Here is a 26273-nt window from a genome sequence, read left to right as displayed (position 1 = left end):
GGGTTAGCGAGGTTCGCGGCGCCGTCGGCGCTGTGGCTGGATGTGGCGCGGTGCGTCGGAGGGGAGCGGCGTGTGCGTGCCGCCCGGCGCGAGGAGTAGGCGTTCCGCACGCTGCGGCGTCCGCCGGACGGTACGTGGGATCGGGGTTAGCGAGGTTCGCGGCGCCGTCGGCGCTGTGGCTGGATGTGGCGCGGTGCGTCGGAGGGGAGCGGCGTGTGCGTGCCGCCCGGCGCGAGGAGCAGTCGTTCCGCACGCTGCGGCGTCCGCCGAACGGTACGTGGGATCGGGGTTAGCGAGGTTCGCGACGCCGTCGGCGCCGTGGCTGGATGTGGCGCGGTGCGTCGGAGGGGAGCGGCGTGTGTGCGGCGACCGCGAAGAGCGTGCCGCCAGCCGCGAGCAGCAGGCGTTCCTCACGCATCAGCACCGCCCGGTACTCGGCGTACGACACCTCCAGGTGCGGGCTGCCGGCGGGTTTGACGTCGTACACGTAGTAGTGGGCGCCCCGGGTCTCCGTGGTCCGGAACACCTCGCCCGTGAAGAAGGTGGCGACCGCCACGAGGACGCAGGCCGCCTGGAGCCCTTTGACAGTCCATCGGGTCATCGCGGGAAGCCGCCCGAAGGCCACCCCGGTCATGGTGCGATCCGCCCGCACCCCCTCCTTGCGCGCCCCGGCGATCCCGACCAGCACCAACGCGAGGACGAGCACCACCACGGACAGGAGATACGGCCCGCCGATCCGTATGCCACCCGTCGTGAGCAGGGCGAGAGTGAGCGCGGCGGCACTCAGACAGGCGGCGGCCATCCCGTACACCTCGAAACTCCGCTCCATAGCCGGAGCCTCGCACCGCCACGGCCCTGTGCGCCTTGCCCGATTCCGGACCGGCCGAACCTCACCGTCCTCACCGGCGCCCAGGCCGACCGCATCGTCGTGGAGAACGGCCGCGCCGTCGGGGTGACCTACGAGCGCGGCGGCCGGATGGAGACGGTACGCGCCGACGCCGAGGTCATCCTCAGCGCGGGCGCCGTCAACTCGCCCTGGCTGCTGCTGCGTTCCGGCATCGGCCCCGCCGACGAACTGCGTGCCGTCGGGGTCGACGTCGTCCACGACCTGCCGGGTGTCGGCAAGAACCTCCACGACCAGTTGGAGGTGTACATCACCCGGGCCAGCGCCCAGCCGCTCAGCTACAGCGGCGAGGACCGCTGGGACCGGGCGCTGCGACACGCCGTTCAGTACGGGCTCTACCGGACCGGGCCCGCCACCGCGACGATCACCGAGGCGGGCGCCTTCCTCAGCAGCGCGGACGATGTCACGTCACCGGACCTGCAACTGCACTTCCTGCCCGCGTACGTCGTGTGGAAGGACGGCTCGCACACCGCCGAGAAGATCCCCGGGCACGGTGTGACGCTCCTCGCGTGCAACGTCCGCCCCCGCAGCCGGGGTGCGGTCACGCTCGTCTCGAAGGACCGCTCGGTGCTCCCGGCCGTCGACCCGAACTATCTGGACGACCCGCACGACTGGGAGATCGCGGTCGAGGGCTTCCGGCGGATGCGTGAGGTGTTCGCGGCCCCCGCCTTCGCGGGACTGCTCAAGGAGGAATGGCTTCCGGGGGCCTCCGTGGAGACCGACGAGGAGATCCGGGCGTACATCCGGCGCTGGGCCAAGACGGACTACCACCCCGTCGGCACCTGCAAGATGGGCGTGGACGACCTCGCCGTGGTGGACCCCGAACTACGGGTCCACGGGCTCGACGGGCTCCGGGTGATCGACTCCTCGATCATGCCGAACATCATCAGCGGCAACACCCAGGCCCCGTCGATGATGATCGGGGAGAAGGGGGCGGCGCTGATTCTCGCGGGGGCGTGATCCGGGCGCGTGATCCGGGCGTGTGATCCGGGGAGCGGGGCCAGGAAGCGGGCGGGGTCACGCCTTCGCCCGCCCGGACACGCGTCCCGTCCGCCACAGCCACCGCACATCCCGCCCGAACGACCAGACGAGCGCCGCCAGGGCCAGGAACACCAGCGCGGTCGCCGCTCCCCGCCCGAGGACATCGGCGCCCGTCACCAGCAGGACGACGCCCTGGAGCGCGGCCACCGTCTTGCGGGCCGTGCTCGGGGGCAGCGGTGACCGCAGCCAGGGCAGGGCGCGGGCCGCCGCGACGAACGCGTACCGCATCGCGCCGATCAGCACCACCCACGCACCGAGGGACGCGGCGACATACACGCTGAGCACCAGGATGAGGAACGCGTCCACCTCCATGTCGAAGCGGGCGCCCAGCGGCGACGACGTCCCGGTGCGGCGCGCGACATGACCGTCCACCGCGTCCAGGACCAGCGCCACCGTCACCAGCGCGACCAGGACCGTCACGGGCGGCGGGCTCTCGAAGGAGTCGGCGACCAGCGCGGTCACGCCTCCGACGAGCGTCGCGCGGGCCAGCGTCACCCGGTTCGCCGGGCCGAAGGGGCGCGGCCAGGTCCGGTGCACCGCCCGGGTCAGGACCGCCCACGTCACCGCCGTGAACGCCAGACCGGTCAGCCAGCCCGCCGGGCCCAGACCGAGCGCCGCGCCCAGCAGCGCCAGGACCAGGATCTGCGCGCCCGCCCCCACGGACGTCTCGTGCCGCGTCAAGTTCGTGCCGTACATGTGGTTGAGAGCCACCGCGCACCCTTCCGCCCAGGTGACAGAGTCGATCGGCGCCGCGTACCGTGCTCGCGGCTTGGCAGTGATCTGTACGTCGTACGCCACCCGGATGTTCACGGACGCCCGGCGCGGACGGTGTGTCACCCCGATGTGCGGGAGGAAAATCTGTGGAGCGTGCGGCTCGGGCCTTCTGGCTCGCCACCCCCGACCACGGCGAGATCCGCGAGGTCGCCCTGCCACCCGTCGGCGCGGGAGACGTGCTGGTACGCGCCCTGTGGTCCGGCATCAGCAGAGGCACCGAAAGCCTCGTCTTCCGGGGCGGGGTGCCGGTGAGCCAGCACACCGTCATGCGCGCCCCGTTCCAGGACGGCGACTTCCCCGCGCCCGTCAAGTACGGCTATCTCGCCGTCGGAACCGTCGAGGAGGGCCCCGCCGGGCTCCTCGGCCGTACCGTGTTCTGCCTCCACCCGCACCAGACGCGCTACGTGGTCCCGGCGGCGGCCGTCACTCCGGTGCCGGACACGGTGCCCGCCGCGCGCGCGATCCTCGCCGGGACCGTCGAGACCGCCGTCAACGCGCTGTGGGACGCCGCGCCCCTCGTCGGCGACCGGATCGCCGTGGTCGGCGCGGGCATGGTCGGCGCGTCCGTCGCCGCCCTCGCCGGGCGCTTTCCCGGTGTCCGTGTCCAACTGGTCGACGCGGACCCCACCCGCGCCGCGACCGCCGCCGCGCTCGGCGTCGACTTCGCGCTGCCCGGCGACGCGCTCGGCGACTGCGACCTCGTCGTGCACGCCAGCGCCACCGAGGCCGGCCTCACCCGCTCCCTCGAACTCCTCGCCCCCGAAGGCACGGTGATCGAGATGAGCTGGTACGGCGACCGGAAGGTCAGCCTCCCGCTCGGCGAGGCGTTCCACTCCCGGCGTCTGGTCGTACGCGCCAGTCAGGTCGGCGCCGTGTCCCCGGCCCGCCGCTCCCACCGGACCTTCGGCGACCGGCTCGCCCTCGCCCTCGACCTGCTCGCCGACCCCGCCTTCGACGCCCTGATCACCGGCGAATGCGCCTTCGAAGACCTCCCCGCAACCCTCGCCGCCATGACCGCCGGGAACCTCCCGGGCCTCTGCCACCGGGTCCGGTACGAGACGGCCTGAACAACCGGAACCCCCGGGACGTACTCAACGGCGAGCCCCGGCCGACAGCTTCTGGAACCGTTTCAAGGACAACCGCGCCGCCGCACCTGGAGGGTCATCCGTTGTTCAGCATCACCGTCCGCGACCACCTGATGGTCGCCCACAGCTTCCACGGCGAGGTCTTCGGGCCCGCGCAGCGCCTGCACGGCGCGACCTTCCTCGTGGACGCCACCTTCCGCCGCCCCGAACTCGACGCGGACAACATCGTGGTCGACATCGGCCTCGCCACCCGGCAACTCGGCGAGGTGGTCGGCGACCTCACGTACCGCAACCTCGACGACGAACCCGCCTTCGCCGGCGTCAACACCTCCACCGAATTCCTCGCCAAGGTCATCGCCGACCGGCTCGCCGAGCGCGTCCACGCGGGCGCGCTCGGCGCGGGCGCCCAGGGACTCACCGGCCTCACCGTCACCCTCCACGAGTCGCATGTGGCCTGGGCGAGTTACGAGCGTGACCTGTGAGGGCCCACCCCGTGCACCCCGCCGACATCATCCCGATGTCCACGCGCTCCCTGCACTTCGTCCTGCCCGGACGCGTGGACGACCCCACCGCACCGAGCGGCGGCAACACGTACGACCGCCGCGTGGGCCTGGACCTCTCCGGCTTCGGCTGGCGCGTCCACGACCACGCGGTCCCCGGCGCCTGGCCCCGGCCCGCCCCGGCCGCGCGCCGCCGACTAGCCCGCACCCTTGCCTCGTTGGCGGACGGCAGCGTCGTCCTCCTGGACGGGCTCGTCGCCTGCGGGGTCCCCGAGGTGGTGGTGCCGGAGGCCGCGCGCCTGCGGATCGCCGTCCTGGTGCATCTGCCGCTCGCGGACGAGACGGGGATCGCGCCCGCCCGCGCGGCCGACCTGGACGCCCGGGAACGGACCACCCTGCGAGCCGTGTCCGCGACCGTCGCCACCAGCGCCTGGGCCGCCCGACGGCTGATCGACCACCACGGACTCGCCCCCGCGCGCGTGCACGTCGCCGCCCCCGGCACCGACATCGCCCCCCTCGCCCCCGGCACCGACGGCATCTCCCGGCTGCTGTGCGTCGCGTCGGTCACCCCGCGCAAGGGACAGCACCGGCTCGTGGAAGCCCTGGCGAGCATCGCCGACCTGCCGTGGAGCTGCGTCTGCGTCGGCGGACTCGACCACGACCCCGGATACGTCGCCGCACTGCGCGCCCTCGTCGACACGCACGGACTCGGCGACCGCGTCCGGCTCGCCGGACCCCGGACCGGCGCCGACCTGGCCGCCAGCTACGCCGCCGCCGACCTCATGGTCCTCACCTCGTCCGCCGAGACCTACGGCATGGCCGTGACCGAAGCCCTCGCACGCGGCATCCCCGTCCTCGCGACGGACGTCGGGGGACTGCCCGAAGCGATCGGCCGCGCACCCGACGGCGCGGTGCCGGGCATGCTGCTCCCGCCCGGCGACCCGGCGGCCCTCGCGACCGCTCTGCGCCGCTGGTTCGGCGAGCACGAGACGCGGCGCCGCCTCAAGCAGGCGGCCCGCAGACGGCGTACCGCACTCGACGGGTGGGCGACCACCGCGCTCAGCCTCTCCGGCGTACTCGAACAGCTCCGGCGCGACACCCGGCGGGCCGCGTGACGACCACCGACGCACCCCGCTACCCCCCGGCCTGGCTGGCGCTGCGCGAGCCCGCCGACGCCGCCGCCCGCGCGGCGGAACTCCTCGAACCGCTCCGCACCCGCCTGGCCGCGTCCCGCGCACCGGGCGGGCGGCGGACACCCCGCCTGACCATCCGCGACCTCGGCTGCGGCACCGGCTCCCTCGGCCGCTGGCTCGCCCCCCGGCTCCCCGGACCGCAGCACTGGATCCTGCACGACCACGACCCCGACCTGCTCCTGCGGGCCACCACACACACCCCCCGCGCGGCGCTCGACGGCAGCCCGGTCACCGTCGCCGCCGACCACGGCGACCTCTCCCGGCTCACCGCCGACACCCTCACCACCACCTCGCTCGTCACCGCGTCCGCACTGCTCGACGTGCTCACCCTCGACCAGGTCGAACGGCTCGCCACGGCCTGCGCCGACGCGGCCTGCCCCGCTCTCCTCGCCCTCTCCGTCGCGGGCCGCGTCGACCTCACCCCCACCGACCCCCTCGACCCCGCGATCACCGACGCCTTCAACGCCCACCAGCGCCGCACCGGACTGCTCGGACCGGACGCCGTCACCGCCGCGTACGACGCGTTCGCGGCACGCGGCGCGACCGTACGCGTCGAGCCCAGCCCCTGGCGCCTCGGCCCCGACGACTCCGCGCTGACCGCCGAGTGGCTGCGGGGCTGGACGGGCGCGGCCCGCGAGCAGCGACCCGACCTCGCGCCCGACATCGACCGGTATCTGGTACGACGTCAGGAGCAGTGTGCGGCAGGCGAGTTGAGGGTCGTCGTGCACCACCACGATCTGCTGGCACTGCCCCGGGCCGGTGGGGTGTGACGGCGGCGCGCCCGGCGCTCCGCTCCCGGCTGACGTCGGCCGCCGGCGCGGGCATCCTCGCCTTCCTGATGTGGCGGCTCGGCACGGGCCCGTTCCTCGACGGGGTACGCCGCATCGACACCGTCACCTTCCTCGCGGCCGTCGGAGTCGGCGTGTTCACCACTGTGTGCTGCGCGTGGCGCTGGTGCCTGGTGTCCCGCGCCCTGGGCATCCCGCTGCCCCTGGGCCGGGCCGTCGGCGACTACTACCGGGCCCTGTTCCTCAACGCGACCCTGCCCGGCGGCGTACTCGGCGACGTGCACCGCGCGGTCCGGCAGGGACGCGGCGCCGGTGACCTCGGCCGGGGCGTCCGCGCGGTCGTCCTGGAACGCACCGCGGGACAACTCGCCCTGCTCATCGTCGGTACGGCGGTCCTGCTCACCCTGCCGTCCCCGGCGCTCCCGGGCGCAGGACCCCTCGTCACGGCACTCGCCCTGCTGACCGTGGCAGGCGCGCTGCTCGCCGTACGCGTACCGCGCTGGCGGCGAGCGCTCGCCCGCACACTGACCGAGGCCCGCACCGGCCTCCTCGCCCGCCGCACCTGGCCGGGCGTCCTGCTCACCTCCCTCGCGACCGTGGCAGGCCACCTGACCCTGTTCCTCCTGGCCGCCCGAACCGCGGGCACCACAGCCCCGCTCACCGTCCTCCTGCCCCTGATGACCCTCGCCCTCCTCTCCATGTCCCTCCCGCTCAACATCGGCGGCTGGGGTCCCCGGGAGGGCGTGACGGCCTGGGCGTTCGGCGCCACGGGGTTGGGCACGACCCAGGGCCTGACGGTGGCGGTGGTGTACGGCGTGCTGGGAGTCGTGGCGAGCCTGCCGGGCATCGCGGTGCTGGTCACCCGCCGCCGCGGCACCCGACCAGGATCAGCCGCCCTCGCGCGGACCACAGAGGGGCGCACGCTCCCGGTCGATGATCGCCGTGAGGTCGATCTGGTCGTAGTTGCTGAGGATGGTTCCGCACCAGTCCAGATCCCGGTAGATGGTCCAGTTGGTCGACTCGCCCGCAGCTCCGCCGCCGTGCGTGAGGAGTTGGTGGTTGTTGACGACGGGCGCGGTCGCTCCGTAGGCCATGAAGCTCCGGACACCGGGCACCGCCGCGCCGCGCGGGCGCATGGGCAGCTTCGCACTCATGAAGAGTTCGGTGTAGGCGGGGTTGAGCAGGTGGCCGTCCTGGAGCGCCTGCGCGAACCTGACCAGGTCGGGACCGGTGGAGAAGGCGTTGCCGCCGCCCGTCCCGATGAACATGCGCGCCGCGCCCTCGCCGGCGCGGACGGCGTCGATCCGCTCTCCTGACGAGGTGAGCGCGTAGGGGTGCGCGATACGGGTGTCCGTCAGCCACTGCGGCCGGGTGAAGAAGTCGCTGCGTGTCATACCGGCGGCGGCGAAGATGTGTTGGCGTACGTACTGGTAGAAGGACTGTCCGGAGACGGCGGCCACGATCGCGCCGAGTGTGTCGTAGCCGCTGTTGCTGTACCGGTTGCTCGTGCCGGGTGCGAACTCCAGCGGCTGCTTCCGGATGATCTTCACCAGCTCGGTGGTGACCTCGTCGGCGCTGGTCCAGGTGCCGGCCTTGTCGAGGAACTCGCTGTTGGTGAGCAGATCGCCCATGCCGGAGGTGTGGGTGAGCAGGTGATGGATGGTGACGGTGTCGGCGATCGCGGCCGGGAAGCCGGGGAGATAGGTGCCGAGCGTCCCGTAGCAGTCGAGCTTGCCTTGTTGGGCGAGCTGGAGGACGGCCAGGGCGGTGAACGGCTTGGATGCGGAGGCGAGCGCGAAGACGGTGTCCACCCGGTTCGGTACGGACCGCTCCTTGTCGGCCATTCCGTAGGCCCTGGACAGGACCCTCTTTCCGCGGTGGCTGAGCAGCACGGTTCCCGAGAACTGGTCCCGCGCGGCGAGCTGTGCGACGAATCGGTCGTACGCGCCGCCGGGCAGCAGGTCATCGGGTATCCGTCCGGCCGGTGCCCGGCCCACGGTGTCGGCCAGGGCGCTGCCGGGCGTCGCGAGAACGCCCGCGGAGGCGGCGGCGGAGACAGCGGCAACGCCCATCGACCGGAGCACGGTTCGCCGGGAGGCATCGGGTTGGTGGTGAGTTTGGTTGTGAGCCATGGGGCTGTTGTAACGAGCGAGGTGTTTCCCGCCCGTTTCCGTCCGTTTCCACGCCTGCCGACCGACCCTTGCGCCCTACCCCGACCCCAACTCCATCTCGAACAAGGTGTCCTCGCCGAGTGTGAAGCGCCGTACCGGAGGTCGCAGGGCATCCCGCATCACGGCCTCCCCGGTGAAACGGAGTCCGGGGACCCCGTCCCCGAGCAGTACCGGCGCGACGGTCACGTACAGCCGGTTCAGGACCTTCTCGTGCAGGAAGCGGGAGACGGTGACCCCACCCCCCTCCACCAGCACCCGGCCGAGGCCCCGCCGGGCCAGCGTACGGACGAGACGGTGGGGCGCGAACGCGTCGGCGTCCGGTAGCGACACCACCTCGACCCCCGCCGCCACCCGCCCCCCGGGTTCGTGTCCCGCGCCGACCAGCCACAGCGTCGGCGCCGCACCGTCCGTGAACACCTGGAGCCCCTGCGGCACCCGGCCGCGCGGATCGAGGACGACCCGTACCGGATGCGACCCCGCGCAGGCCCGTACCGTCAGCCGGGGGTCGTCCGCCGTCGCCGTCCCCGCGCCGACGACGACCGCGTCCGCCAGGGCCCGCAGCCGGTGCAGATGGAGACGGTCCTCGGCTCCGGTGACGTAGTCCGCGTCGCCGGTACGGGTCGCTATGAAACCGTCGATGCTCTGGCCGAGTTGGGCGAAGGTGGTGTGCGGGCCCGCCAGGCACAGCGGCAGATAGCGGCGGGCCAGAACCCCCGCCTCGTGCGTCGCGTCCCGGTCCCAGCGGTGGACGCCGTCCGTTCCGCGTACCAGCCCCGCGGCCTCGGCGCCCGCGAGGGACCGTATGCCGAGCAGCCGTTCCCAGGCGTCGGCCGCCGTGAGTGCGGCAGGGTCCGAAGCCGCCGTCTCCACCGGCCTGTTCACGCCTCGTCACCGCTCAGGAGAGACACATACGCGCCGAAGGACTCCACCAGACCGGCCAGCAGCTCCTGTCCCTTCGCCGCCGTCGCCAGGGACGGGCGGCCGATGACACCGGATTCGGTGTAGGCGTCCATGCCGAGCGTGAGGAGATGGCCGCGGCCGTCGGATATCAGGTCGGCGGATTCGTGACCGGGGCGCAGCAGTTCGGGGTTCGTGTGGAGCAGGATCGACGTCTCCAGTTCGCCCGCGTGCATGTCGCTGTGCGCCGAGGTCTCCACGCCCGCCCTGGCGCGCGCCGCGTCCCAGTCCGCGGAGCCCGGGAACAGCGCCATCCGCAGGCCCTCGCCCCGGGACTCCTGGACGACGTTGCGCAGGACGTAGTTTCCGCCGTGCCCGTTCACCAGGATCAGCGCGCCGACACCGGACCGGCGCAGCGACTGCGCGATGTCCCGGACGACCGCGTACAGCGTCGCCGCCGAGATGCTGACCGTTCCGGGCCAGGCGGCGTGCTCGTGCGAGCAGGAGAGGGTCAACGGCGGCAGCAGCAGCACCGGGTACGCGGCGGCGGCCTCCCGCGCGACGGCGCAGGCGACGACGGTGTCCGTCACCAGCGGCAGATACGGACCGTGCTGCTCGAAACTGCCGATCGGCAGTACGGCGATCCGGGCGCCGCGCGCCCGCACGTCCTCCGTGGTGTCGGCCGGCAGCACACCACCGACCGGGAGCCGCGATGCCAGGTCACTCATGAGTCCCCCTTCACACACACCGTCACACACACCGTCACACACACCTTCACGGGCACCTCGCCCACCCCGCGCGCCACAGCGTACGCGGCCCGGTCGCGCCCCGGTGGGCCTCGCCGTACCCCTCCCGAACAGGACGAAAGCCACGGCGAGTTGGTGTTTCATGGCGATATCTCCCCCGCCGGAACAGGGGAGTCGGCGGCTAGGGTCGGGCCATGACAGGAGCCAGGACAGGAAGTGACGGCGCTATCGGCGGCGGAACCGGCGCGCGGACACCCCCGGCGGGTGTCGAGCGCGTGGTGACGGTCCGGCTGTCCACCGCGCACGGCGAGTTCCTCGCGTACGGCTATCTGGACCACGAGCGCGGCGAGGAGCAGATGGCGCTCGTGCACGGCGAGGTCGCGGGCGATCTGACGCTGACCCGGGTGCACTCCGAATGTCTCACCGGGGACGCCTTCGGCTCACGCCACTGCGAATGCGGCGACCAGCTCGCCGCGGCGCTCGCCGCCATCGCCGCCGAAGGGCGCGGCGTCCTCGTCTACGTCCGGGGCCACGAAGGCCGCGGCATAGGACTGCTCGCCAAACTCCGGGCGATGAAGCTCCAGGCGGAGGGGTTGGACACGGTCGACGCGAACCTGGCGCTCGGGCTCCCCGTCGACGCCCGTGACTACGGTGTCGCCGCGGCCATCCTGCACGACCTCGGCGTGTCCTCCGTACGCCTCCTCTCCAACAACCCGCGCAAACGCGAAGCGCTCCGGCGCCACGGCATCACGGTCGCCGAGCAGGTGCCGCTGCTCATCACGCCCGGCGCCGAGAACCTGCCGTATCTGCGGGCCAAACGGGAGCGACTGGACCACCACCTCCCGCATCTGGAGCACCATCTGCCCCATTCGGACGCCTCCCTCGCCCCTCCGGGTGGCGAACGCCACCCCCTGCCCGGTCCACTTCACAGAGAGGGATCATTCGGTCCTCATTAGACTGGGCCGGGTTGCTTGCTGCTGGAACGGAACAACCCCAGGCACACCTGCGGGACCGCCAGCGACCCGGAATCCTCCGGGAACGAGACGCGAGGACCCGATGGCAGCCACCACACCGGCCCCCACGCCGGAGAACAAGGAACTCGTCCTCCTGGACGAGGAGATGCGCGCACGGTTCGGCGCGACCGCCCGGTTCTCCGCGTCCGCCGCCGCGCCGCCCCGCACGCTGGTCGACCTCCTCGACGCGTCGGTACGCCAGTACCCCGACGAGCCCGCCCTGGACGACGGCACCACCCGACTGACGTATCGGACCCTCGCCGTCGAGGTGGAGCGGGTGCGGCGCCGGCTCGCGGGCGCCGGGGTGGGGCTCGGCGACCGGGTCGGCGTGCGCGTTCCGTCCGGCACCAATGACCTCTACGTGGCCATCCTCGCCGTTCTCGCGACCGGTGCCGCCTATGTGCCGGTCGACGCCGAGGACCCCGACGAGCGGGCCGAGCTGGTGTTCGGGGAGGCGGGGGTGCGGGCCGTCATCGGTGCCGGGGGACACATCGACACCGGACGCCCCGTACACGGCGAGCCCGCCACCGACACGGGACGTGCGTCGGATGTCACGTTCGGTGACGACCCGGCCCCCGACGCCGACACGCGGCGCGCCCCGGCCGGCCGGCCCAGCCCCGAGCACGACGCGTGGATCATCTTCACCTCCGGCTCCACGGGCAAGCCGAAGGGCGTCGCCGTGAGCCACCGCAGCGCCGCCGCGTTCGTGGACGCCGAGGCCGCGCTCTTCCTCGCCGACGACCCGATCGGACCGGGCGACCGGGTCATGGCCGGGCTCTCCGTCGCCTTCGACGCCTCCTGCGAGGAGATGTGGCTCGCCTGGCGGCACGGCGCCTGTCTGGTGCCGGTGCCGCGCTCCCAGGTCCGCAGCGGCGCCGACCTGGGGCCCTGGCTGGTCGAGCAGGACATCACCGTCGTGTCGACCGTGCCGACCCTGGCGGCCCTGTGGGAGCCGGAGACCCTGAGCGACGTACGGCTGCTGATCTTCGGCGGCGAGGCGTGCCCGCCCGAGCTGGTGCAGCGTCTGGTCACCGAGGGCCGCGAGGTGTGGAACACCTACGGGCCGACCGAGGCCACCGTCGTCGCCTGCGCCTCGCTCCTCACCGGCGCCGAGCCCATCAGAATCGGGCTGCCGCTCGACGGGTGGGAACTCGCCGTCGTCGACGAGGCCGGGGAGCCCGTCCCGATGGGCGGCAGCGGCCAGCTCGTGATCGGCGGCGTCGGCCTCGCCCGCTATCTCGACCCGGAGAAGGACGCCGAGAAGTACGCCCCGCTGGACTCCCTCGGCTGGGAGCGCGCGTACCGCAGCGGCGACCTCGTCAAGGCCGAACCCGAGGGGCTGATCTTCCTCGGCCGCGGCGACGAACAGATCAAGCTCGGCGGACGCCGGATCGAACTCGGTGAGGTCGACGCGGCCCTCCAGGCGCTGCCCGGTGTCGCGGGCGCCGCCGCCGCGGTCCGGACCGCCCGCAGCGGCAACCAGCTCCTCGTCGGCTACCTCGTCACCCAGGACGGCTGGGACCACACCGCCGCCGTCCAGCAGCTCCGCGCCGCGCTGCCCGCCGCGCTCGTCCCGCTGCTCGCACCCGTCGCCGACCTGCCCACCCGCACCTCCGGCAAGGTCGACCGCGACGCCCTGCCCTGGCCCCTGCCCGACCTGGAGACCGGCTCCACCGCCGAACAGCTCTACGGCACCGAGGCATGGCTCGCCGAGCAGTGGAGCGAGACCCTCGGTGTGCCGGTCACCAGCGCCGACGACGACTTCTTCGCCATAGGGGGCAGCAGCCTCGGCGCCGCCCAGCTCACCACCCGGCTGCGCACCCGCTACCCCGCAGCCGCCGTCCTCGACATCTACCAGCAGCCCACCCTCCGCAAGCTCGCCCGGCGCCTGGAGAGGTCCGCACCGGACGACGGCGCGGCCCGCACCGTCGCGCCCGTCCCCACCCGCGCCAAGATCGCCCAGCTCCTCCTCCTGGCGCCGCTGTACACCGTGAAGGGTCTGCGCTGGACCGTGGCGCTGCTCGCCCTCGGCAATGTGCTGCATCTGCTCGGCCCCTACCCGTGGGCGCCCACCGCGTCCTGGTGGGTCGTCGTCGTCGGAGCCGCGCTGTTCTTCAGCCCGCCGGGACGCCTCGCCCTCGCGGCGGGCGGCGCGCGGCTCCTGCTGCGCGGCGTGACACCCGGCCGCCATCCACGCGGCGGCTCCGTGCATCTGAGGCTCTGGACGGCCGAACGGCTCGCCGAGTACTGCGGTGCCACCTCGCTCACCGGCTCCTGGCTCCAGCGGTACGCCCGTGCGCTCGGCGCCCGCGTCGGCCCCGACGTCGACCTGCACTCGCTGCCCCCGGTGACCGGCATGCTCAAGCTGGGCCGGGGCTGCGCCGTCGAGTCGGAGGTCGACCTGTCCGGGTACTGGCTCGACGGCGACCGGCTGGAGATCGGCCCGGTCAAGGTCGGCGCCGGGGCCGTCGTCGGTACCCGCAGCCTGCTGTTCCCGGGCGCCCGGGTCGGCAAGCGGTCCGAGGTCGCGCCGGGCTCGGCGGTCGCCGGGCACGTCCCCACCGGGCAGCGCTGGGCCGGTGCCCCGGCGGTCAAGCTCGGCAAGGCCAAACGCGACTGGCCGAAGCAGCGCCCGCCGCGCTCCACGGGCTGGCGCACCATGTACGGCGTGACCGGCTTCGGCCTGCTCGTGCTGCCCCTGCTCGCCGCCGTGCCCGCACTGCTCGTCGTGGGCCGCTTCGTGGCCCCGGCCGCCGGATTCGGCGACGCCCTGCGCGGCGCCCTTGTCGCCGTGGTCCCGGCGGCGCTCGCCTTCGGCCTCGCGTACGCCCTCCTCCTGCTGATCGCCGTACGCCTCCTGAGCATCGGCCTGCGCCCCGGCACCCATCCCGCGCACAGCAGGACCGGCTGGCAGGCGTGGACCGTCAGCCAGCTGATGGACCTGTCCCGCGAGACCCTGTTCCCGCTGTACGCCGGGCTGATCACCCCGGTGTGGCTGCGGCTGCTCGGGATGAAGATCGGGCGCGGCGCCGAGGTGTCCACGGTGCTCGCGCTGCCCAGCCTCACCACCGTCGGCGAGGGCGCGTTCCTCGCCGACGACACCCTCACCGCGCCCTTCGAGCTGGGCGGCGGCTGGGTCCGGATCGGGCGCGCCGAGATCGGCCGCCGGGCGTTCCTCGGCAACTCCGGGATGACCGCGCCGGGCCGCAGCGTGCCCGACGGCGGTCTGGTCGGCGTGCTGTCGGCCACCCCGAAGAAGGCCAAGAAGGGCAGCTCGTACCTGGGCCTCCCGCCGGTACGGCTGCCCCGGTCGTCGGCGGACGGCGACCAGAGCCGCACCTACGAGCCGCCCCGGCGGCTGCTGTGGGCGCGCGGACTGGTGGAGCTGTGCCGGCTGCTCCCGGTGTTCTGCTCGGCCGCACTCGGCGTACTGACCCTCGCCGCGCTGTGCGCCCTCGCCACGGCGGGCGGGGACGGTGTCGGCGGGCTCGGGATCTGGGGTGCCGCCCTGCTGTCCGGTGTGACACTGCTCACCGCCGGTGCTGCGGCGGCCCTCGTCTCCGTCCTCGCGAAGTGGCTCCTGGTGGGCCGCCACCGCACCGGCGAGCACCCGCTGTGGAGCGGCTTCGTGTGGCGCAACGAACTCGCCGACACCTTCGTCGAGGTCCTCGCCGTGCCCTGGCTGACCGGATCCGTCCCCGGAACCCCCCTGATGACCCTCTGGCTGCGCGCGCTCGGCGGCCGGATCGGGCGGGGTGTGTGGTGCGAGAGCTACTGGCTGCCCGAGACGGACCTCGTGACCCTCGGAGACGCGGCCACCGTGAACCGGGGCTGTGTCCTGCAGACTCACCTCTTCCATGACCGGATCTTGCGGACGGATACTGTGGTCCTCCGTGAGGGAGCCACCTTGGGGCCCGGCGGCATCGTCCTGCCCGGCAGCACGGTCGGGGCCCGCTCGACCCTGGGCCCCGCCTCGCTCGTGATGGCCGGGGAGTCCGTGCCCGCCGACACCCGCTGGCTGGGCAACCCGATCGAGGCGTGGCGCTCCTGAGCGGCACACCGGCACAGCGTGCGAGCACAGCGCAGGGAGCGTACACAGCAGTGAGTGGTCAGCGGACCCAGGAAGCGGACCCGTACTTCCCGGCCAACGGCGACGCCCGCTACCGGGTGCACCGCTACGAACTCGGTCTGGACTACCGGCCGGGTCCCAACCGTCTCGCGGGCACCGCACGCCTCGGCGCGATAGTCGGGCGCGCCCCGCTCACCGAGTTCCAGCTCAACCTCGCCGACTTCCGGATCAGCCGGATCCGCGTGGACGGGCGGGCGCCGCACTACACCCACCGGGGCGGCCGGCTCCGGGTCCGGCCCGCGAAGCCCCTGCGCGCCGGTGCCGCCTTCACCGTCGAGGTGCACTGGTCGGGCAACCCGGCACCGGTCCGCAGCCCCTTCGGCGAGGTCGGCTGGGAGGAGCTGACGGACGGCGCCCTGGTCGCCAGCCAGCCCACCGGCGCACCCTCCTGGTACCCGTGCAACGACCGGCCCGCCGACAAGGCCGCGTACCAGATCGCCGTCACCACACCGTCCCCGTACACGGTCGTCACCGGCGGCCGGCTGCTCACCCGCACCACCAAGGCCTCCACCACCACCTGGCTGTACGAGCAGTCCGCGCCGACCTCCAGCTATCTGGTGGGCCTGTCCATCGGCAGGTACCAGACCGTGCTGCTCGGCGACCCCGGGCCCGGCGGTGTCCCGCAGACCGCGTATCTGCCCGCCCACCTGCTCACCGAGTTCTCCCGCGACTTCGCCCGGCAGCCCGCGATGATGGACCTCTTCCAGGAGCTGTTCGGGCCCTATCCGTTCGGCGAGTACGCGGTCGTCGTCGCCGACGAGGAGCTGGACGTCCCCGTCGAGGCGCAGGGGCTCTCGCAGTTCGGCACCAACCATGTCGACGGGGCGCGGAGTTCGGAGCGGCTGGTCGCCCACGAGCTGGCGCACCAGTGGTTCGGCAACAGCGTCAGCATCGCCGACTGGCGGCACATCTGGCTCAACGAGGGCTTCGCGAAGTACGCCGAGTGGCTGTGGTCCGAGCGCTCCGGCGGACGCACCGCACACGAACTGGCCGCCGTCGCCTACCGGATGCTCGGCGCACTGCCCCGCGACCTCCGGCTCGCCGACCCGGGCCGCAAGCTGATGTTCGACGACCGGCTCTACGAACGCGGCGGCCTCGTCCTGCACGCCCTGCGGGCCGCACTCGGCGACCCCGCGTTCTTCCGGATGCTGCGCGACTGGGCGAAGGTGCACCGGGGCGGATCGGTGACCACGGCAGCCTTCACCGCACACGCCGCGCGGTACGCGGACGGGCCGCTGGACGACCTGTTCAGGACATGGGTCCACGAGACGGCGCTGCCACCGCTCCCGGTGCCTCCGACCCGCTGACGCTCCGTCAATTCCCTTCTGTCATACGTCAGTCAGCGATGCGCTCCAGCCGTACCAGCATGCTCGGCAGATCCCCCGCCGGCAGATCGAGCGGCAGCCCCGTGCCGCGCAGCACCGCCCCGTCGTACACCGTGCCGCTCACGTCGTCCCGGTAGCGGGCCGCCGTGTCGACGGCCGCCAGTCGCAGCCGCCGGGGCGCGCCCCAGGCGATCACGACGTGCTCGTCCTCCGTGGCGTACTGCACGGCTTCCGGGTGCCGGTACTGGGCGCCGAACTGCACCACCGGGCGGATCTCCTTGTACCGGGCGACCAGCCCGCGTGCCTCGGCGCGCTCGGACGGGGACCAGCGCAGCAGATCGCCGCCGAGACCGAGCACCCCCGCCATCGCCGAGTGGAAGCGGAACCGCAGGGGCGCGGTCCTGGCGGTGTTGGTGTTGGGGCTGTCGGTGACCCACGCGGACATCGTGCGCGCCGGATAGAGCTGGCTGTAGCCGTGCTGGATCGCCAGCCGGTCCACGGCGTCGGTGTTGTCGGAGATCCAGATCTGGTCGCTGCGGGCCATCATGCCGAGGTCCGCCCGGCCGCCGCCGCCCGCGCACGCCTCGATCCGCAGCCCGGGATGATCGGCGCGCAACCGGTCCATCAGCCCGTACACGGCGTGCACATGGTCGTGCCAGAGCCGGTCCGGGTCCGGGTGGCCCGGCCGGCCCGCTTCCGTGAACGCCCGGTTCATGTCCCACTTCAGGAAGTCGATCTCGTGCTCGGTCAGCAGCCGGTCGAGCCACTTGTGCGCCCAGTCGGCGACGTCCTCACGGGCGAAGTTGAGGACCAGTTGGTGGCGCAGGAGGGTACGGGTGCGGTGCGGCATGTGCAGGACCCAGTCGGGGTGTTCGCGGTACAGATCGCTGTCCGGGTTCACCATCTCGGGCTCCACCCAGAGCCCGAACCGCATCCCGAGCCGGTGCACCTCGTCGGCCAGCGGAGCGAGACCCTCGGGGAACCGTGCCGGGTTGGGCCGCCAGTCGCCGAGCCCCGCGCGGTCGCTGGTACGGGACCCGAACCAGCCGTCGTCCATGACGAACAGCTCCACACCGAGGTCGGCGGCGGCCCGCGCGAGCCCGAACTGCCCCTGTTCGGTGAGGTCCCAGCCGGTGGCCTCCCAGGAGTTGTAGACGACGGGCCGCACCTCGTCGGGCAGGGGCAGGACATGGGCCGCGATGTGCGCGTGCCAGGCCCGGCTCACCCCGCCGAAGCCGTCCGGTGAGTACACCCCGGAGAACGCCGGGGTCCGCCAGGTCTCGCCCGACCGCAGGGTGACCCGGGTGCCCTCGTGCCCGGCGCCGCCCGTCCAGCTCAGGAACCCGTCCGGGGTCCGCTGCGCCGTGATCCGCCAACTCCCGCTCCAGGAAAGGGCGGTGGACCACACCTCGCCGTGCGTCTCGTCGGCGTCGCCCGCGTCGGCCATCAGCCAGGGGTTGGCGTGATGGCTGGACACCCCGCGCCTGCTGGTGAACACCGTCTCGGCGACCGGCGCCTCGACCCTGCGCAACTGGGTCTCCCCGCACCATTGGCCCACCGCGTGGCTGAGGCGGTAGCCGGCGCGCTGCGGCAGGGTCCAGGCCGCCGAGTCGGCGCGCAGCAGCTCCACGGGCCCACCCGTGCCGGTGTGGCGTACGGTCACGCGGCGCTCGATCACCTCGCTGTCGTCGAACACCCGGTAGTGCAGGGTGACTTCGACGGGGTAGTGCCGGTCGGCGAGCCGGATGTCCAGGGTGCCGTCACCGACGCCGTGGCCGAGATGGCGCCACTCGGTGCCGCCCGTCCCGTCCGCGTACCGCAGTTGCAGCGACGGCACGCCGAACCGGGCGCCGCCCTCGACGCCCAGCTCCTCGCCGCCGCGTGAGGCGAAACTGCTGCTCTCGCCCGTGCTGAGCGGCAGCGACGCGGCCTGCGCGAGGGTGATCCGGGGGCCCCAGTGCAGCGTGCGCGGGGTGTCGTCCTCGTCGATGCGCAGCGCGTAGGCGGTGGTGGGGGTGGTGAGCAGATAGGTGCGGGAGGGCGCGTCGAAGGTCACCGCGGGCACACAAGCTCCTTGGGGGTGTGAGGGCGTCGGGCACCGTGGTGACCGGCGCCGTGCGGCGACCGGGTGAGGGTGCCGCGCCGAGCGTACGACCGAACCGGGGTGAATTTAAATATTGACGCAGGAAATTATTGGGCCTACGTTTCCGCCATGTTGCCGACCCCGAGGCGGCCCGGCGTCAACGCGACACCGGCAGCCGGCGCAGTCTTCACGACCGTCCTCACCCGAGGCCCGCTCTCCCGCCCTGAGCTGGCGCGGCTCACCGGGCTCTCCCCGGCCGCCGTCACCAAGGCCGTCAAGCCGATCCTGGAGGCCGGATACCTGGAGGAGGTGCCGCAGGAGGAGCGCACCGCCGTGGGCGCGGGACGCCCCGCGCACCCCCTGATGATCCGGCCCGAGCGGGAGTTCTTCGCCGGGATCAAGGTCACCGGGACCGAACTGATCGGTGTCGTGACCGACTTGCGGGCCGGTATCCGCACCGCCGCCCGCCAGCCCATCGAGCGCCCCGCCGACGTCGCGCACGTCGTCTCGGCCATCGCCGGGCTCGCCCGGGAGATGCTCGTCGGCTACGCGGACCGCACCCAGTGTCTGGGCCTGTCGATCTCCGGCGACGTCGACAGTTCGACCGGAACCGTCCGCTATACGCCGTTTCTGGGCTGGCGCGATATCGACCTCGGCGCCCTCGTGCAGCGCGCCACGGGACTCACCGTCACCGTCGAGAACGACGTCAAGGCCCTCACCGTCGCCGAGCACTGGTTCGGCGAAGGCGTCGGCGCCGACAACTTCGCACTGGCCACCGTCGGCGCGGGCATCGGCTGCGGCCTCGTCGTCAACGGCCGTCTGGTCGCGGGCGGTTACGGTGTCGCGGGCGAGCTGGGCCACATCCCGGTCGACCGGAACGGGCCCGACTGCCACTGCGGGGGCCGGGGCTGCGTCGAGGCCATCGCGTCCGAGCGCGCCATCGTCGCCAAGGCACGCGCCGTCACCGGCGAACCCGCGCTCGACATGGCCGGTGCGGTGGACCGCGCCCACGCCCACGACCCCGCCCTGCGCGCGGTGTTCGCCGAGGCCGGCCACGCCATCGGGCTCGGCATCGCCGCCCTGGTCAACCTCACGGGGCCCGAGCGGGTCGTGGTCTCCGGCGAGGGCGTCGCCGCGTACGACCTCTTCGAGGAACACCTCCGCGCGGCGTTCGGGGCGCAGGTGTTCGGCGCCGCGTCGGCCTGTCCGCTGGTGGTGCGTCCGCTGCCGTTCGAGGAGTGGGCGCGGGGCGCGGCGGCCGTGAGCATACAGCGCCTGTTCGCCACCTGACGTCGACCGGACACCACTCCATACCACCCCGCACCAGCCCCGCACCAGGAGCACGAAGCGCACGACCCGTTCACGAAGCGCACGACCGTTCACGAAGCGCACGACCCGTTCGAGCACGCTGACGAGACACAGCCCGAGAGGACATCCCCTAATGAACACGCACCCCAGCCGGCGCGGCTTCCTAGGCATGTCGATGCTCTTCGTCGCCGGTACCGCCGTGGCCTGTTCCACCGATCCGCAGGGCGGGTCGGGATCGGCGGGCGGCAAGGCCAAGGTCACGCTCACACAGTGGTACCACCAGTACGGCGAGGCGGGCACGCAGGACGCCGCCAAGCGGTATGCCGCCGAGTACACCAAGGAGAACCCGGACATCGCGGTGCAGGTGGTCTGGGCCGCCGACACCTCGCAGTACGAGGCCAAGCTGAACGCCGCGATGCTCGGTGACGAAGGACCCGACATCTTCGAGATCGGCGACTTCCGCTACGACATGGTGAAGAAGGGCCAGTTGGCGCCCCTGGACGACATCTACGGCGACGCCAAGTCCGACTTCAACCCGGCCGACATCGAGTACGTCACCGTCGACGGCAAGCTCTACGGCGTCAAGATGATCGACGACGTGATGACCCTCTACTACCGCAAGAGCGTCCTGGAGAAGGCGGGCATAGAACCCCCGCAGACCTTCGACGCCCTCGCGACGGCCGCCAAATCCCTCACCACGAAGGACATGAAGGGCCTGTTCGTCGGCAACGACGGCCTCGGCGACGCGCCCTACCTGCTGCTGTGGTCCAACGGCGGCGAGCTGATCGAGGGCGACAAGGTCACCTACGCGTCCGCCGCCGGTGCCGAGGCGATCGGCGGGCTGCGCCGACTGCACCAGGACAAGTCGCTGCTGCTCGGCTTCACCACCGACTGGTACGACCCCGGCGCGATCAGCCAGAACGCCGCCGCCATGCAGTGGTGCGGCCTCTGGGCGCTGCCCGGGATCGAGAAGGCGCTCGGCGACGACTTCGGTGTGGTGCCGTGGCCCGCGTTCAAGGCGGGCGGCAGGCCCGTCGCACGGCTCGGCGGCTGGACGGAACTCGTCAACGCCAAGTCGAAGCAGCTCGACGAGGCGAAGAAGTTCGTGCAGTGGCTGTGGATCAAGAAGGCCGCGCTCCAGACGGACTGGGCCGTCAAGTACGGCTTCCATGTGCCGCCGCGCCGCAGTGTGGCCGCCGACACGGAGGCGCTGGCGAGCGGGCCCGCGAAGGACGCGGTCACCATCTCGCAGCAGTACAGCAAGACCTTCCCGATCACGTGGAGCCAGTCGATGGGCGTCGATCTCGTCGCCGCGACCACCAAGGTCGTCCGCGAGAACGCCGACCCGGCGAAGGCGCTCGGCGACGCGGCGGACAAGTCCCAGGCCGCCCTCAACAAGTCGCTGGGCTGAGCCCATGTCCGTACCGCTCAAGACCCGCGAGCCGGCGACCGTGCCCCGGAGCGCGGCGGCTCCCCGCCGGCCGAAGGCGTGGGGCGCGCAACGCCGGTCCGCCGTCCTGGCGTTCGTCGTCCTGACCGCGCCGATGGTGATCGGGCTGCTGCTGTTCCGGTACGTCGCCATCGGCTGGTCGTTCCTGCTCAGCTTCAGCGACGCCCGCCGCACCATCCAGCTCGGCGACTGGGTCGGTCTCGACAACTACCGCTTCCTCCTGGAGGACGAGCGGTTCCGTGGCTCGCTCACCACGATCGTGCTGTTCACGGCGTTCATCGTGCCGGTGACCTTCGCGCTGTCGCTGGGCCTCGCGGTGCTCGTCAACCGGGTCGGCAGGGGCCGCGCGTTCTTCCGTACGACCTTCCTGCTGCCCGCCGCCGTGTCGTACGTCGCGGCCTCGCTGCTGTGGAAGATGTCGCTGTTCAGCGGGGTGCCGTCGGGGGTCGCCAACACACTCACCGCGCTCTTCGGCGACGAGGCGACCCCGTGGATCCAGACCACGGACCCGCCGCTGTACTGGATCGTCCTCATCACCCTGAGGCTTTGGCTCCAGGTCGGCCTCTACATGATCCTCTTCCTCGCCGGGCTCCAGGCCGTACCACGGCAGCTCTACGAGGCCGCCGCGCTGGACGGCGCGGGCGCCTGGCAGACGTTCCGGCACATCACCCTGCCGATGCTCCGCAACACGTCGGTGGCGATCCTGCTGCTGATGATGATCGCCGCGCTCCAGGCGTTCGACGAGTTCTACAACATCTTCGCCACCGGAGCCACGCTCGGCAGTGAACCCGTCCGTACCCCGCTGATCTCCCTGTACGAGATCGCCCTCAACGACCAGGACTACGGCGTCGGTTCCGCCGGTGCCTTCCTGATCACCCTCATCATCGTGCTGGTCACGGTGGTGCAGAGCCGGGTCCTCGGCTTCGGGCGGAACAAGGCCGAGGAGGGGGCCGTATGAGCGCGGTGACGACTCAGGAGCGGGCGGTGGCGGCGGAGACGGCTCCGGTGCGGGGGCGGCGGGGTCCGCGCGGGCCGGTGGTGGGCGCGGTGGTCAAGTACGTGGTCCTGTGCGCGCTGGCGGTGGTCTTCCTGGCCCCCTTCTACATCCTTCTCCGCAACTCCTTCATGACCACCGCCGAGGTCACGTCCCCCGACTGGAAGTGGCTGCCCGGCAGCCTGAACCTGTCCAACTTCCGCGATCTGTTCTCCGACACCGAGCGGCCCTTCGCCCGCTCGCTCGGCAACTCCTTGCTGATCGCGGCGATCACGGCGCCCGTGTCGACCCTGTTCGCGTCGATGGCGGGGTACGCGCTGGCCCGTATCGACGTACGAGGGCGGGGGCTCGTCCTCGGGATGGTCGTCGGCACGCTGATGATTCCGCACGCCGTGACCTTCCTGCCGATGTTCGTGGTCGTCGGCTCCTTCGGCGGTGTGAACACCCTGTGGGGTCTGATCGTGCCGGGCCTGTTCAACGCTTTCGCGGTGATCCTCTTCCGCAGCTTCTACCTGGGTTTCCCCGCCGAGATCGAGGAGGCGGGCCGCGTGGACGGCCTGACCCACCTGGGCGTCTACTGGCGCCTCATCCTCCCCAACTCGGCCACCATGATGGCGTCCCTGGGAGCCCTCGCCTTCATCGAGGCGTGGAACTCCTTCCTCTGGCCCCTGATGATCGGCCAGGACCCGTCGAAGTGGACCGCACAGGTCGCCCTCTCGTCCTTCCTCACCTCCCAGACCATCAACCTCCCGGTCCTCTTCGCGGGAACGGTGGTCGCAATCTTCCCGCTGGTCGTGATGTTCCTGGTGGCCCAGCGCTACATCGTGGAGGGCATCACGGCATCGGGGCTGAAGTCGTGACCGACGACTGGCGGAGAGATCGGATCGGGGCCGCGCTGAGGGGCGAGAACCCCACCGTGATGCGGCGGTTGGCGGCGGGGTTCGCGGTGATCGGGGATGTGCAGTTCCTGCCCGGATACTCCGTGCTCCTCGTGGACGAGCCGGGCGTCGGGCGGCTGTCGGAGTTGCCGAAGGCGAAGCGGCCGGCGTTCCTGTCGGACATGGATCGGCTCGGCGAGGCGCTGTACCCGCGTGCGCGGTGGACCGAGGAGCGTTCCCTGCTCGGTCCCCGCCACGACGGTCTACGCCACGCGATCGGCTCGGAGTTGGACGGGCTGCGCTCCTGAGACACGTACCCCGCCGCGGCTTTCCTTGAGGGGGAGGAACAGGAGCAGGGCCGCGCACAGCCATACGTACGCATTGCTCCCCAGGAAGCCCGTCACCCCCGCGAAGTCGAAGCGCCACAGCCATACCAGGCTGCTGCTCAGGAGGACATGGGCGCCCGCCGCTGCCAGCAACAGGCCACGGCGGCGCGGCTGCCGCAGGCCCGCCGCCGCCAGTGCCGTCAGCGCCGGGACCGCCCACACCAAGTGGTGCACCCATGTGATCGGGCTGATCAGGCAGGCGAGGAGACCGGTCAACGCGACGCCCGTCGTGTCGTCGCGCGGAGCGGCCCGTACGCGCCGTGCCCAGACGGCCAGCAGCACCACGACCCCCACCGCCCACACCGCCCGGCTCGGATGGGACGGGTCGAAGTAGCGGGCCACCACGCCTTGCCACGACTGGTTCGACACATAGGTCAGGTCGCCCACGCGGGTCGTGTCCCACAGGGCCTTCGTCCAGTAGTAGCGGGACGCCGCCGGGTCGGCCAGCGCGGCGATCACCGTGCCGCCGACCGCCACCGACGCCGCGACGATCGCCGCGCGGTGCCGCCGGGTCACCAGGAGGTAGCCGATGAAGACGACCGGTGTCAGCTTGACGGCCGCCGCGATGCCGATGCCGATACCCGCGTACCGGGCGAACCGTGTCGACAGCAGCCGGATGTCCGCGAGGACCAGGGCCAGCAGGATCAGATTGACCTGACCGAAGGTGAAGGTGTCGTGGACCGGTTCGAGGAGCGCGAAGAGACACACCGCGAGTACCACCGCGAACCAACCGCACCAGGGCTGCCGCCGGATCACCGGCCACACCAGCCAGTACAGGACGGCCGCCGACGCCACCACGTTCAGCACCGCACTGATCGTCACCGCCAGCGGCCAGCCGATCCATGCCATCGGCAGCATGCACACCGCCGCGAACGGCGGATACGTGAACCCGTAGTGCGTGCCGGGGACCACGAAGTCGTAGAGCCGGCCTCCGTCATGGACCCAGTGCTCCACCGCGCCGTCGTACACGGCCAGGTCGAACCACTCGCGGAACAGCGGCACCGTCACCAGGAAGACCGACGTCGCCACGACAGCGAGTACCGCGAGCGCGATCCGGCCGCCGGTCGTGCGCCCCACCGTGAGCCGCGTCACCGGAGCCACGCCGACAGGGTTCCGGCGGGGTGCAGCGTCGAGGCCGATGACGGGAAGGACGGTGTCAACCGGGCCTGGAGCAGCGCCAGGGCCGCCAGTACCCCACCCGTCACCGCGAGCACCAACTGCGCCTGATCGGGCGCGAATCCACTCGGCAGCACCATCAGCGCCAGGACCGCGCAGCCACCCGCGACCACCCGCCGTACCGGACTGTCGGGTGTCGCCGCGGCGACCAGGAACAGCCCCCACAGCAGATACCAGGGCCGGGTCGCCGGGCCCAGGAAGGCCACCGCGAGCAGACTCAGCCCGAGCGCGTGCACGGGTACGGTACGGGGCCGCCGTAGCCAGATCAGGAGCACCGCGACCCCGGTGGCGCACAGGCCGAGCAGCCGGAACGCGGGCAGCGCGAGCGGCGCGAGTTCACTGCCCGCGCCCTCCAGGAGGGACCCGGCGAGCCGCCCGAGGACGCTCGTCAGGGACCAGTTGTCCGGGGACGCGGGGGTGCCCAGGGCGGTGAGCCAGCCGTATCCGGTGCCGGTGACGGCGGTGGCGGCGGCCGTCGTGGCGAGCCCCACCGCGAGGGTGGCCGCGCCCGCGCGCCACCACCGGTACCGGCCCGTGAGATGCCCCGCCCACAGCACCGCGACCGCGACGAGCCCCAGCGCGGCGGGCGCCTTCACCAGCGCGGCCAGCGTGACGAGTACCGCGCCCGGCAGTGGCCGGCCGCCCATCACCGCCACCAGGCCGACACCGAGCAGCCCGAGCATCACGGCGTCGTTGTGGGCACCGGCCACCAGGTGCAGCAGGAGCAGCGGGTTGAGCGCGCCGAGCCAGACGGCGGCCCGGGGATCCGTACCGCAGCGGCGGGCGAGCGCGGGCAGCGCCGCCACCATCAGGGCCACGCCGAGCAGCGCGACCAGCCGCATCCCGAACAGACCGGCCGACAACTGCGAACTCGACACCTTCGCTATCGCGGCGGCGAGGCCCACCGCGACCGGCCCGTACGGCGCCGGCGTGTGCTGCCACAGCGGGGCCACCTCGGAGGCGAAGGGACCGCCGAGCTGGGCGGGCCCGTACGTGTACACGTCCATGTGCGCGTCGGCCATCGCGCCCTGCGCGAGATAGCTGTACACGTCCCGGCTGAACAGGGGCGGCGCGATGAGCAGGGGAGAGGCCCAGATCGCCAGGGTCAGCAGCAACGACCGCTGCGAGGGCGGCTGCGGACCTCGCACCGCGCGGCCCATCCGCCACCAGGCCGTGATCAGCAGGACCAGACCGAAGTAGGCGCAGACCAGACCGAGGCTCGCGTGCCCGGACGCGGGGTCGAAGGTGTCCCGCAGCGGCAGGGCACCCGCCGTCGCACCGCCCGCCGACAGCACCGTCGAGCCGATCAGCCCGAGCAGTTGACAGCGGCGTACGTCCACGGAGGGTGCGGAGGAACCGGGCGAACCGGTGAAAGCCAAGGCCAGCATCCGCCGAAGCCTTCCAAGCGCCTCTGGCGGGGAGGCGAAGAAGG

General features: G+C 72.4%; 21 protein-coding genes and 1 pseudogene. 14 read left to right on the top strand and 8 right to left on the bottom strand.

The window, feature by feature from the left end; translation table 11 throughout:
* Window positions 1–289: 289 nt before the first annotated feature.
* On the bottom strand, window positions 290–829 hold the full coding sequence (locus ACIQNU_RS35100; protein WP_401374199.1) for a hypothetical protein: 540 nt from the start codon (window positions 827–829) through the stop codon (window positions 290–292).
* Between ACIQNU_RS35100 and ACIQNU_RS35095 the strand changes: the two genes are divergently transcribed.
* Window positions 722–1864, top strand: a complete 1143-nt coding sequence (locus ACIQNU_RS35095; protein ID WP_401374186.1) for a GMC family oxidoreductase — start codon at window positions 722–724, stop codon at window positions 1862–1864. The two genes, ACIQNU_RS35100 and ACIQNU_RS35095, sit on opposite strands and share 108 nt — an antisense overlap.
* 57 nt (window positions 1865–1921) lie before the next feature.
* Here the strand turns inward: ACIQNU_RS35095 and ACIQNU_RS35090 are convergent, their stop codons facing one another.
* Window positions 1922–2656 carry a CDP-alcohol phosphatidyltransferase family protein gene (locus ACIQNU_RS35090; RefSeq protein ID WP_401374089.1) on the bottom strand — a complete coding sequence of 245 codons (735 nt, stop codon included), beginning with the start codon at window positions 2654–2656 and terminating at the stop codon, window positions 1922–1924.
* A gap of 149 nt (window positions 2657–2805) precedes the next feature.
* Between ACIQNU_RS35090 and ACIQNU_RS35085 the strand changes: the two genes are divergently transcribed.
* The 5 genes and pseudogenes from ACIQNU_RS35085 to ACIQNU_RS35065 form a co-directional block, all read left to right on the top strand.
* Window positions 2806–3786 carry a zinc-binding alcohol dehydrogenase gene (locus ACIQNU_RS35085; RefSeq protein ID WP_401374086.1) on the top strand — a complete coding sequence of 327 codons (981 nt, stop codon included), beginning with the start codon at window positions 2806–2808 and terminating at the stop codon, window positions 3784–3786.
* A 101-nt stretch (window positions 3787–3887) separates the two neighbouring features.
* Window positions 3888–4286, top strand: a complete 399-nt coding sequence (locus tag ACIQNU_RS35080) for a 6-pyruvoyl trahydropterin synthase family protein (protein ID WP_401374083.1) — start codon at window positions 3888–3890, stop codon at window positions 4284–4286.
* Between the two features lie 35 nt (window positions 4287–4321).
* Window positions 4322–5419, top strand: coding sequence for a glycosyltransferase family 4 protein (locus tag ACIQNU_RS35075; protein WP_401374081.1), 1098 nt, complete (start codon window positions 4322–4324; stop codon window positions 5417–5419).
* Entirely contained in the window at window positions 5416–6267 is an 852-nt protein-coding gene (locus ACIQNU_RS35070) for an SAM-dependent methyltransferase (protein WP_401374078.1), read from the top strand. The genes ACIQNU_RS35075 and ACIQNU_RS35070 overlap by 4 nt, the downstream gene beginning before the upstream one ends.
* 68 nt (window positions 6268–6335) lie before the next feature.
* Window positions 6336–7067, top strand: a pseudogene (locus ACIQNU_RS35065) (YbhN family protein); the annotation flags it as partial.
* A 105-nt stretch (window positions 7068–7172) separates the two neighbouring features.
* Here the strand turns inward: ACIQNU_RS35065 and ACIQNU_RS35060 are convergent.
* The 3 genes from ACIQNU_RS35060 to ACIQNU_RS35050 all read right to left on the bottom strand — a co-directional run bounded on the left by ACIQNU_RS35060 (window position 7173) and on the right by ACIQNU_RS35050 (window position 10081).
* On the bottom strand, window positions 7173–8357 hold the full coding sequence (locus tag ACIQNU_RS35060; RefSeq protein WP_401374075.1) for a serine hydrolase domain-containing protein: 1185 nt from the start codon (window positions 8355–8357) through the stop codon (window positions 7173–7175).
* 135 nt (window positions 8358–8492) lie between these two features.
* A complete protein-coding gene (locus ACIQNU_RS35055) occupies window positions 8493–9338 on the bottom strand; it encodes a RibD family protein (protein ID WP_401374073.1) in 846 nt (281 codons plus the stop codon).
* Window positions 9335–10081: a creatininase family protein gene (locus ACIQNU_RS35050; protein ID WP_401374070.1), complete on the bottom strand. Its 747-nt coding sequence runs from the start codon at window positions 10079–10081 to the stop codon at window positions 9335–9337. Before ACIQNU_RS35050 ends, ACIQNU_RS35055 begins: the two co-directional genes overlap by 4 nt.
* A gap of 212 nt (window positions 10082–10293) precedes the next feature.
* On the opposite strand from ACIQNU_RS35050, the gene ribA reads away from it, so the two are divergent.
* The 3 genes from ribA (at window position 10294) to ACIQNU_RS35035 (ending at window position 16548) form a co-directional block, all read left to right on the top strand.
* A complete protein-coding gene (ribA, locus tag ACIQNU_RS35045) occupies window positions 10294–11055 on the top strand; it encodes a GTP cyclohydrolase II (protein WP_401374067.1) in 762 nt (253 codons plus the stop codon).
* A 100-nt stretch (window positions 11056–11155) separates the two neighbouring features.
* A complete protein-coding gene (locus ACIQNU_RS35040) occupies window positions 11156–15163 on the top strand; it encodes a Pls/PosA family non-ribosomal peptide synthetase (RefSeq protein WP_401374065.1) in 4008 nt (1335 codons plus the stop codon).
* 50 nt (window positions 15164–15213) lie between these two features.
* Complete coding sequence (locus ACIQNU_RS35035; RefSeq protein WP_401374063.1) at window positions 15214–16548, top strand: M1 family metallopeptidase; 1335 nt, start codon at window positions 15214–15216, stop codon at window positions 16546–16548.
* A gap of 28 nt (window positions 16549–16576) precedes the next feature.
* Here the strand turns inward: ACIQNU_RS35035 and ACIQNU_RS35030 are convergent, their stop codons facing one another.
* Entirely contained in the window at window positions 16577–18631 is a 2055-nt protein-coding gene (locus ACIQNU_RS35030; RefSeq protein ID WP_401374060.1) for an alpha-galactosidase, read from the bottom strand.
* Between the two features lie 147 nt (window positions 18632–18778).
* Here ACIQNU_RS35030 and ACIQNU_RS35025 point away from each other — a divergent pair, with 147 nt between their 5' ends.
* From ACIQNU_RS35025 to ACIQNU_RS35005, 5 genes are all read left to right on the top strand, one after another.
* On the top strand, window positions 18779–19939 hold the full coding sequence (locus ACIQNU_RS35025) for an ROK family protein (RefSeq protein ID WP_401374059.1): 1161 nt from the start codon (window positions 18779–18781) through the stop codon (window positions 19937–19939).
* Between the two features lie 151 nt (window positions 19940–20090).
* A complete protein-coding gene (locus ACIQNU_RS35020; RefSeq protein ID WP_401374057.1) occupies window positions 20091–21368 on the top strand; it encodes an ABC transporter substrate-binding protein in 1278 nt (425 codons plus the stop codon).
* Window positions 21369–21372: 4 nt separating this feature from the next.
* Window positions 21373–22365: a carbohydrate ABC transporter permease gene (locus ACIQNU_RS35015; protein WP_401374056.1), complete on the top strand. Its 993-nt coding sequence runs from the start codon at window positions 21373–21375 to the stop codon at window positions 22363–22365.
* Window positions 22362–23261, top strand: a complete 900-nt coding sequence (locus ACIQNU_RS35010) for a carbohydrate ABC transporter permease (protein WP_401374054.1) — start codon at window positions 22362–22364, stop codon at window positions 23259–23261. Before ACIQNU_RS35015 ends, ACIQNU_RS35010 begins: the two co-directional genes overlap by 4 nt.
* Window positions 23258–23587, top strand: coding sequence for a hypothetical protein (locus ACIQNU_RS35005; RefSeq protein WP_401374053.1), 330 nt, complete (start codon window positions 23258–23260; stop codon window positions 23585–23587). The genes ACIQNU_RS35010 and ACIQNU_RS35005 overlap by 4 nt, the downstream gene beginning before the upstream one ends.
* Here ACIQNU_RS35005 and ACIQNU_RS35000 read toward each other — a convergent pair.
* Both ACIQNU_RS35000 and mptB read right to left on the bottom strand, forming a co-directional pair.
* Window positions 23543–24766, bottom strand: a complete 1224-nt coding sequence (locus ACIQNU_RS35000; RefSeq protein WP_401374051.1) for a glycosyltransferase 87 family protein — start codon at window positions 24764–24766, stop codon at window positions 23543–23545. The genes ACIQNU_RS35005 and ACIQNU_RS35000 overlap by 45 nt on opposite strands.
* Window positions 24754–26229 (bottom strand): polyprenol phosphomannose-dependent alpha 1,6 mannosyltransferase MptB, encoded by a 1476-nt coding sequence (gene mptB, locus ACIQNU_RS34995; protein ID WP_401374050.1) that lies wholly within the window; start codon window positions 26227–26229, stop codon window positions 24754–24756. The genes ACIQNU_RS35000 and mptB overlap by 13 nt, the downstream gene beginning before the upstream one ends.
* Window positions 26230–26273: the final 44 nt, after the last annotated feature.

Origin of the sequence: Streptomyces sp. NPDC091292 (assembly GCF_044757265.1) — a bacterium.
Classification (GTDB): Bacteria; Actinomycetota; Actinomycetes; order Streptomycetales; family Streptomycetaceae; genus Streptomyces.
Note: the sequence above shows the minus strand (reverse complement) of the source record. Positions and strands in the feature narration are given on the sequence as shown.

Excerpts from the sequence above, each read along its gene's own strand:
- ACIQNU_RS35100 (WP_401374199.1), bottom strand. The coding sequence starts at position 829 with ATGGAGCGGAGTTTCGAGGTGTACGGGATGGCCGCCGCCTGTCTGAGT.
- ACIQNU_RS35075 (WP_401374081.1), top strand. The coding sequence starts at position 4,322 with ATGTCCACGCGCTCCCTGCACTTCGTCCTGCCCGGACGCGTGGACGAC.
- ACIQNU_RS35060 (WP_401374075.1), bottom strand. The coding sequence starts at position 8,357 with ATGGGCGTTGCCGCTGTCTCCGCCGCCGCCTCCGCGGGCGTTCTCGCG.
- ACIQNU_RS35050 (WP_401374070.1), bottom strand. The coding sequence starts at position 10,081 with ATGAGTGACCTGGCATCGCGGCTCCCGGTCGGTGGTGTGCTGCCGGCC.
- ribA (WP_401374067.1), top strand. The coding sequence starts at position 10,294 with ATGACAGGAGCCAGGACAGGAAGTGACGGCGCTATCGGCGGCGGAACC.
- ACIQNU_RS35040 (WP_401374065.1), top strand. The coding sequence starts at position 11,156 with ATGGCAGCCACCACACCGGCCCCCACGCCGGAGAACAAGGAACTCGTC.
- ACIQNU_RS35025 (WP_401374059.1), top strand. The coding sequence starts at position 18,779 with ATGTTGCCGACCCCGAGGCGGCCCGGCGTCAACGCGACACCGGCAGCC.
- ACIQNU_RS35020 (WP_401374057.1), top strand. The coding sequence starts at position 20,091 with ATGAACACGCACCCCAGCCGGCGCGGCTTCCTAGGCATGTCGATGCTC.
- ACIQNU_RS35015 (WP_401374056.1), top strand. The coding sequence starts at position 21,373 with ATGTCCGTACCGCTCAAGACCCGCGAGCCGGCGACCGTGCCCCGGAGC.
- ACIQNU_RS35010 (WP_401374054.1), top strand. The coding sequence starts at position 22,362 with ATGAGCGCGGTGACGACTCAGGAGCGGGCGGTGGCGGCGGAGACGGCT.
- mptB (WP_401374050.1), bottom strand. The coding sequence starts at position 26,229 with ATGCTGGCCTTGGCTTTCACCGGTTCGCCCGGTTCCTCCGCACCCTCC.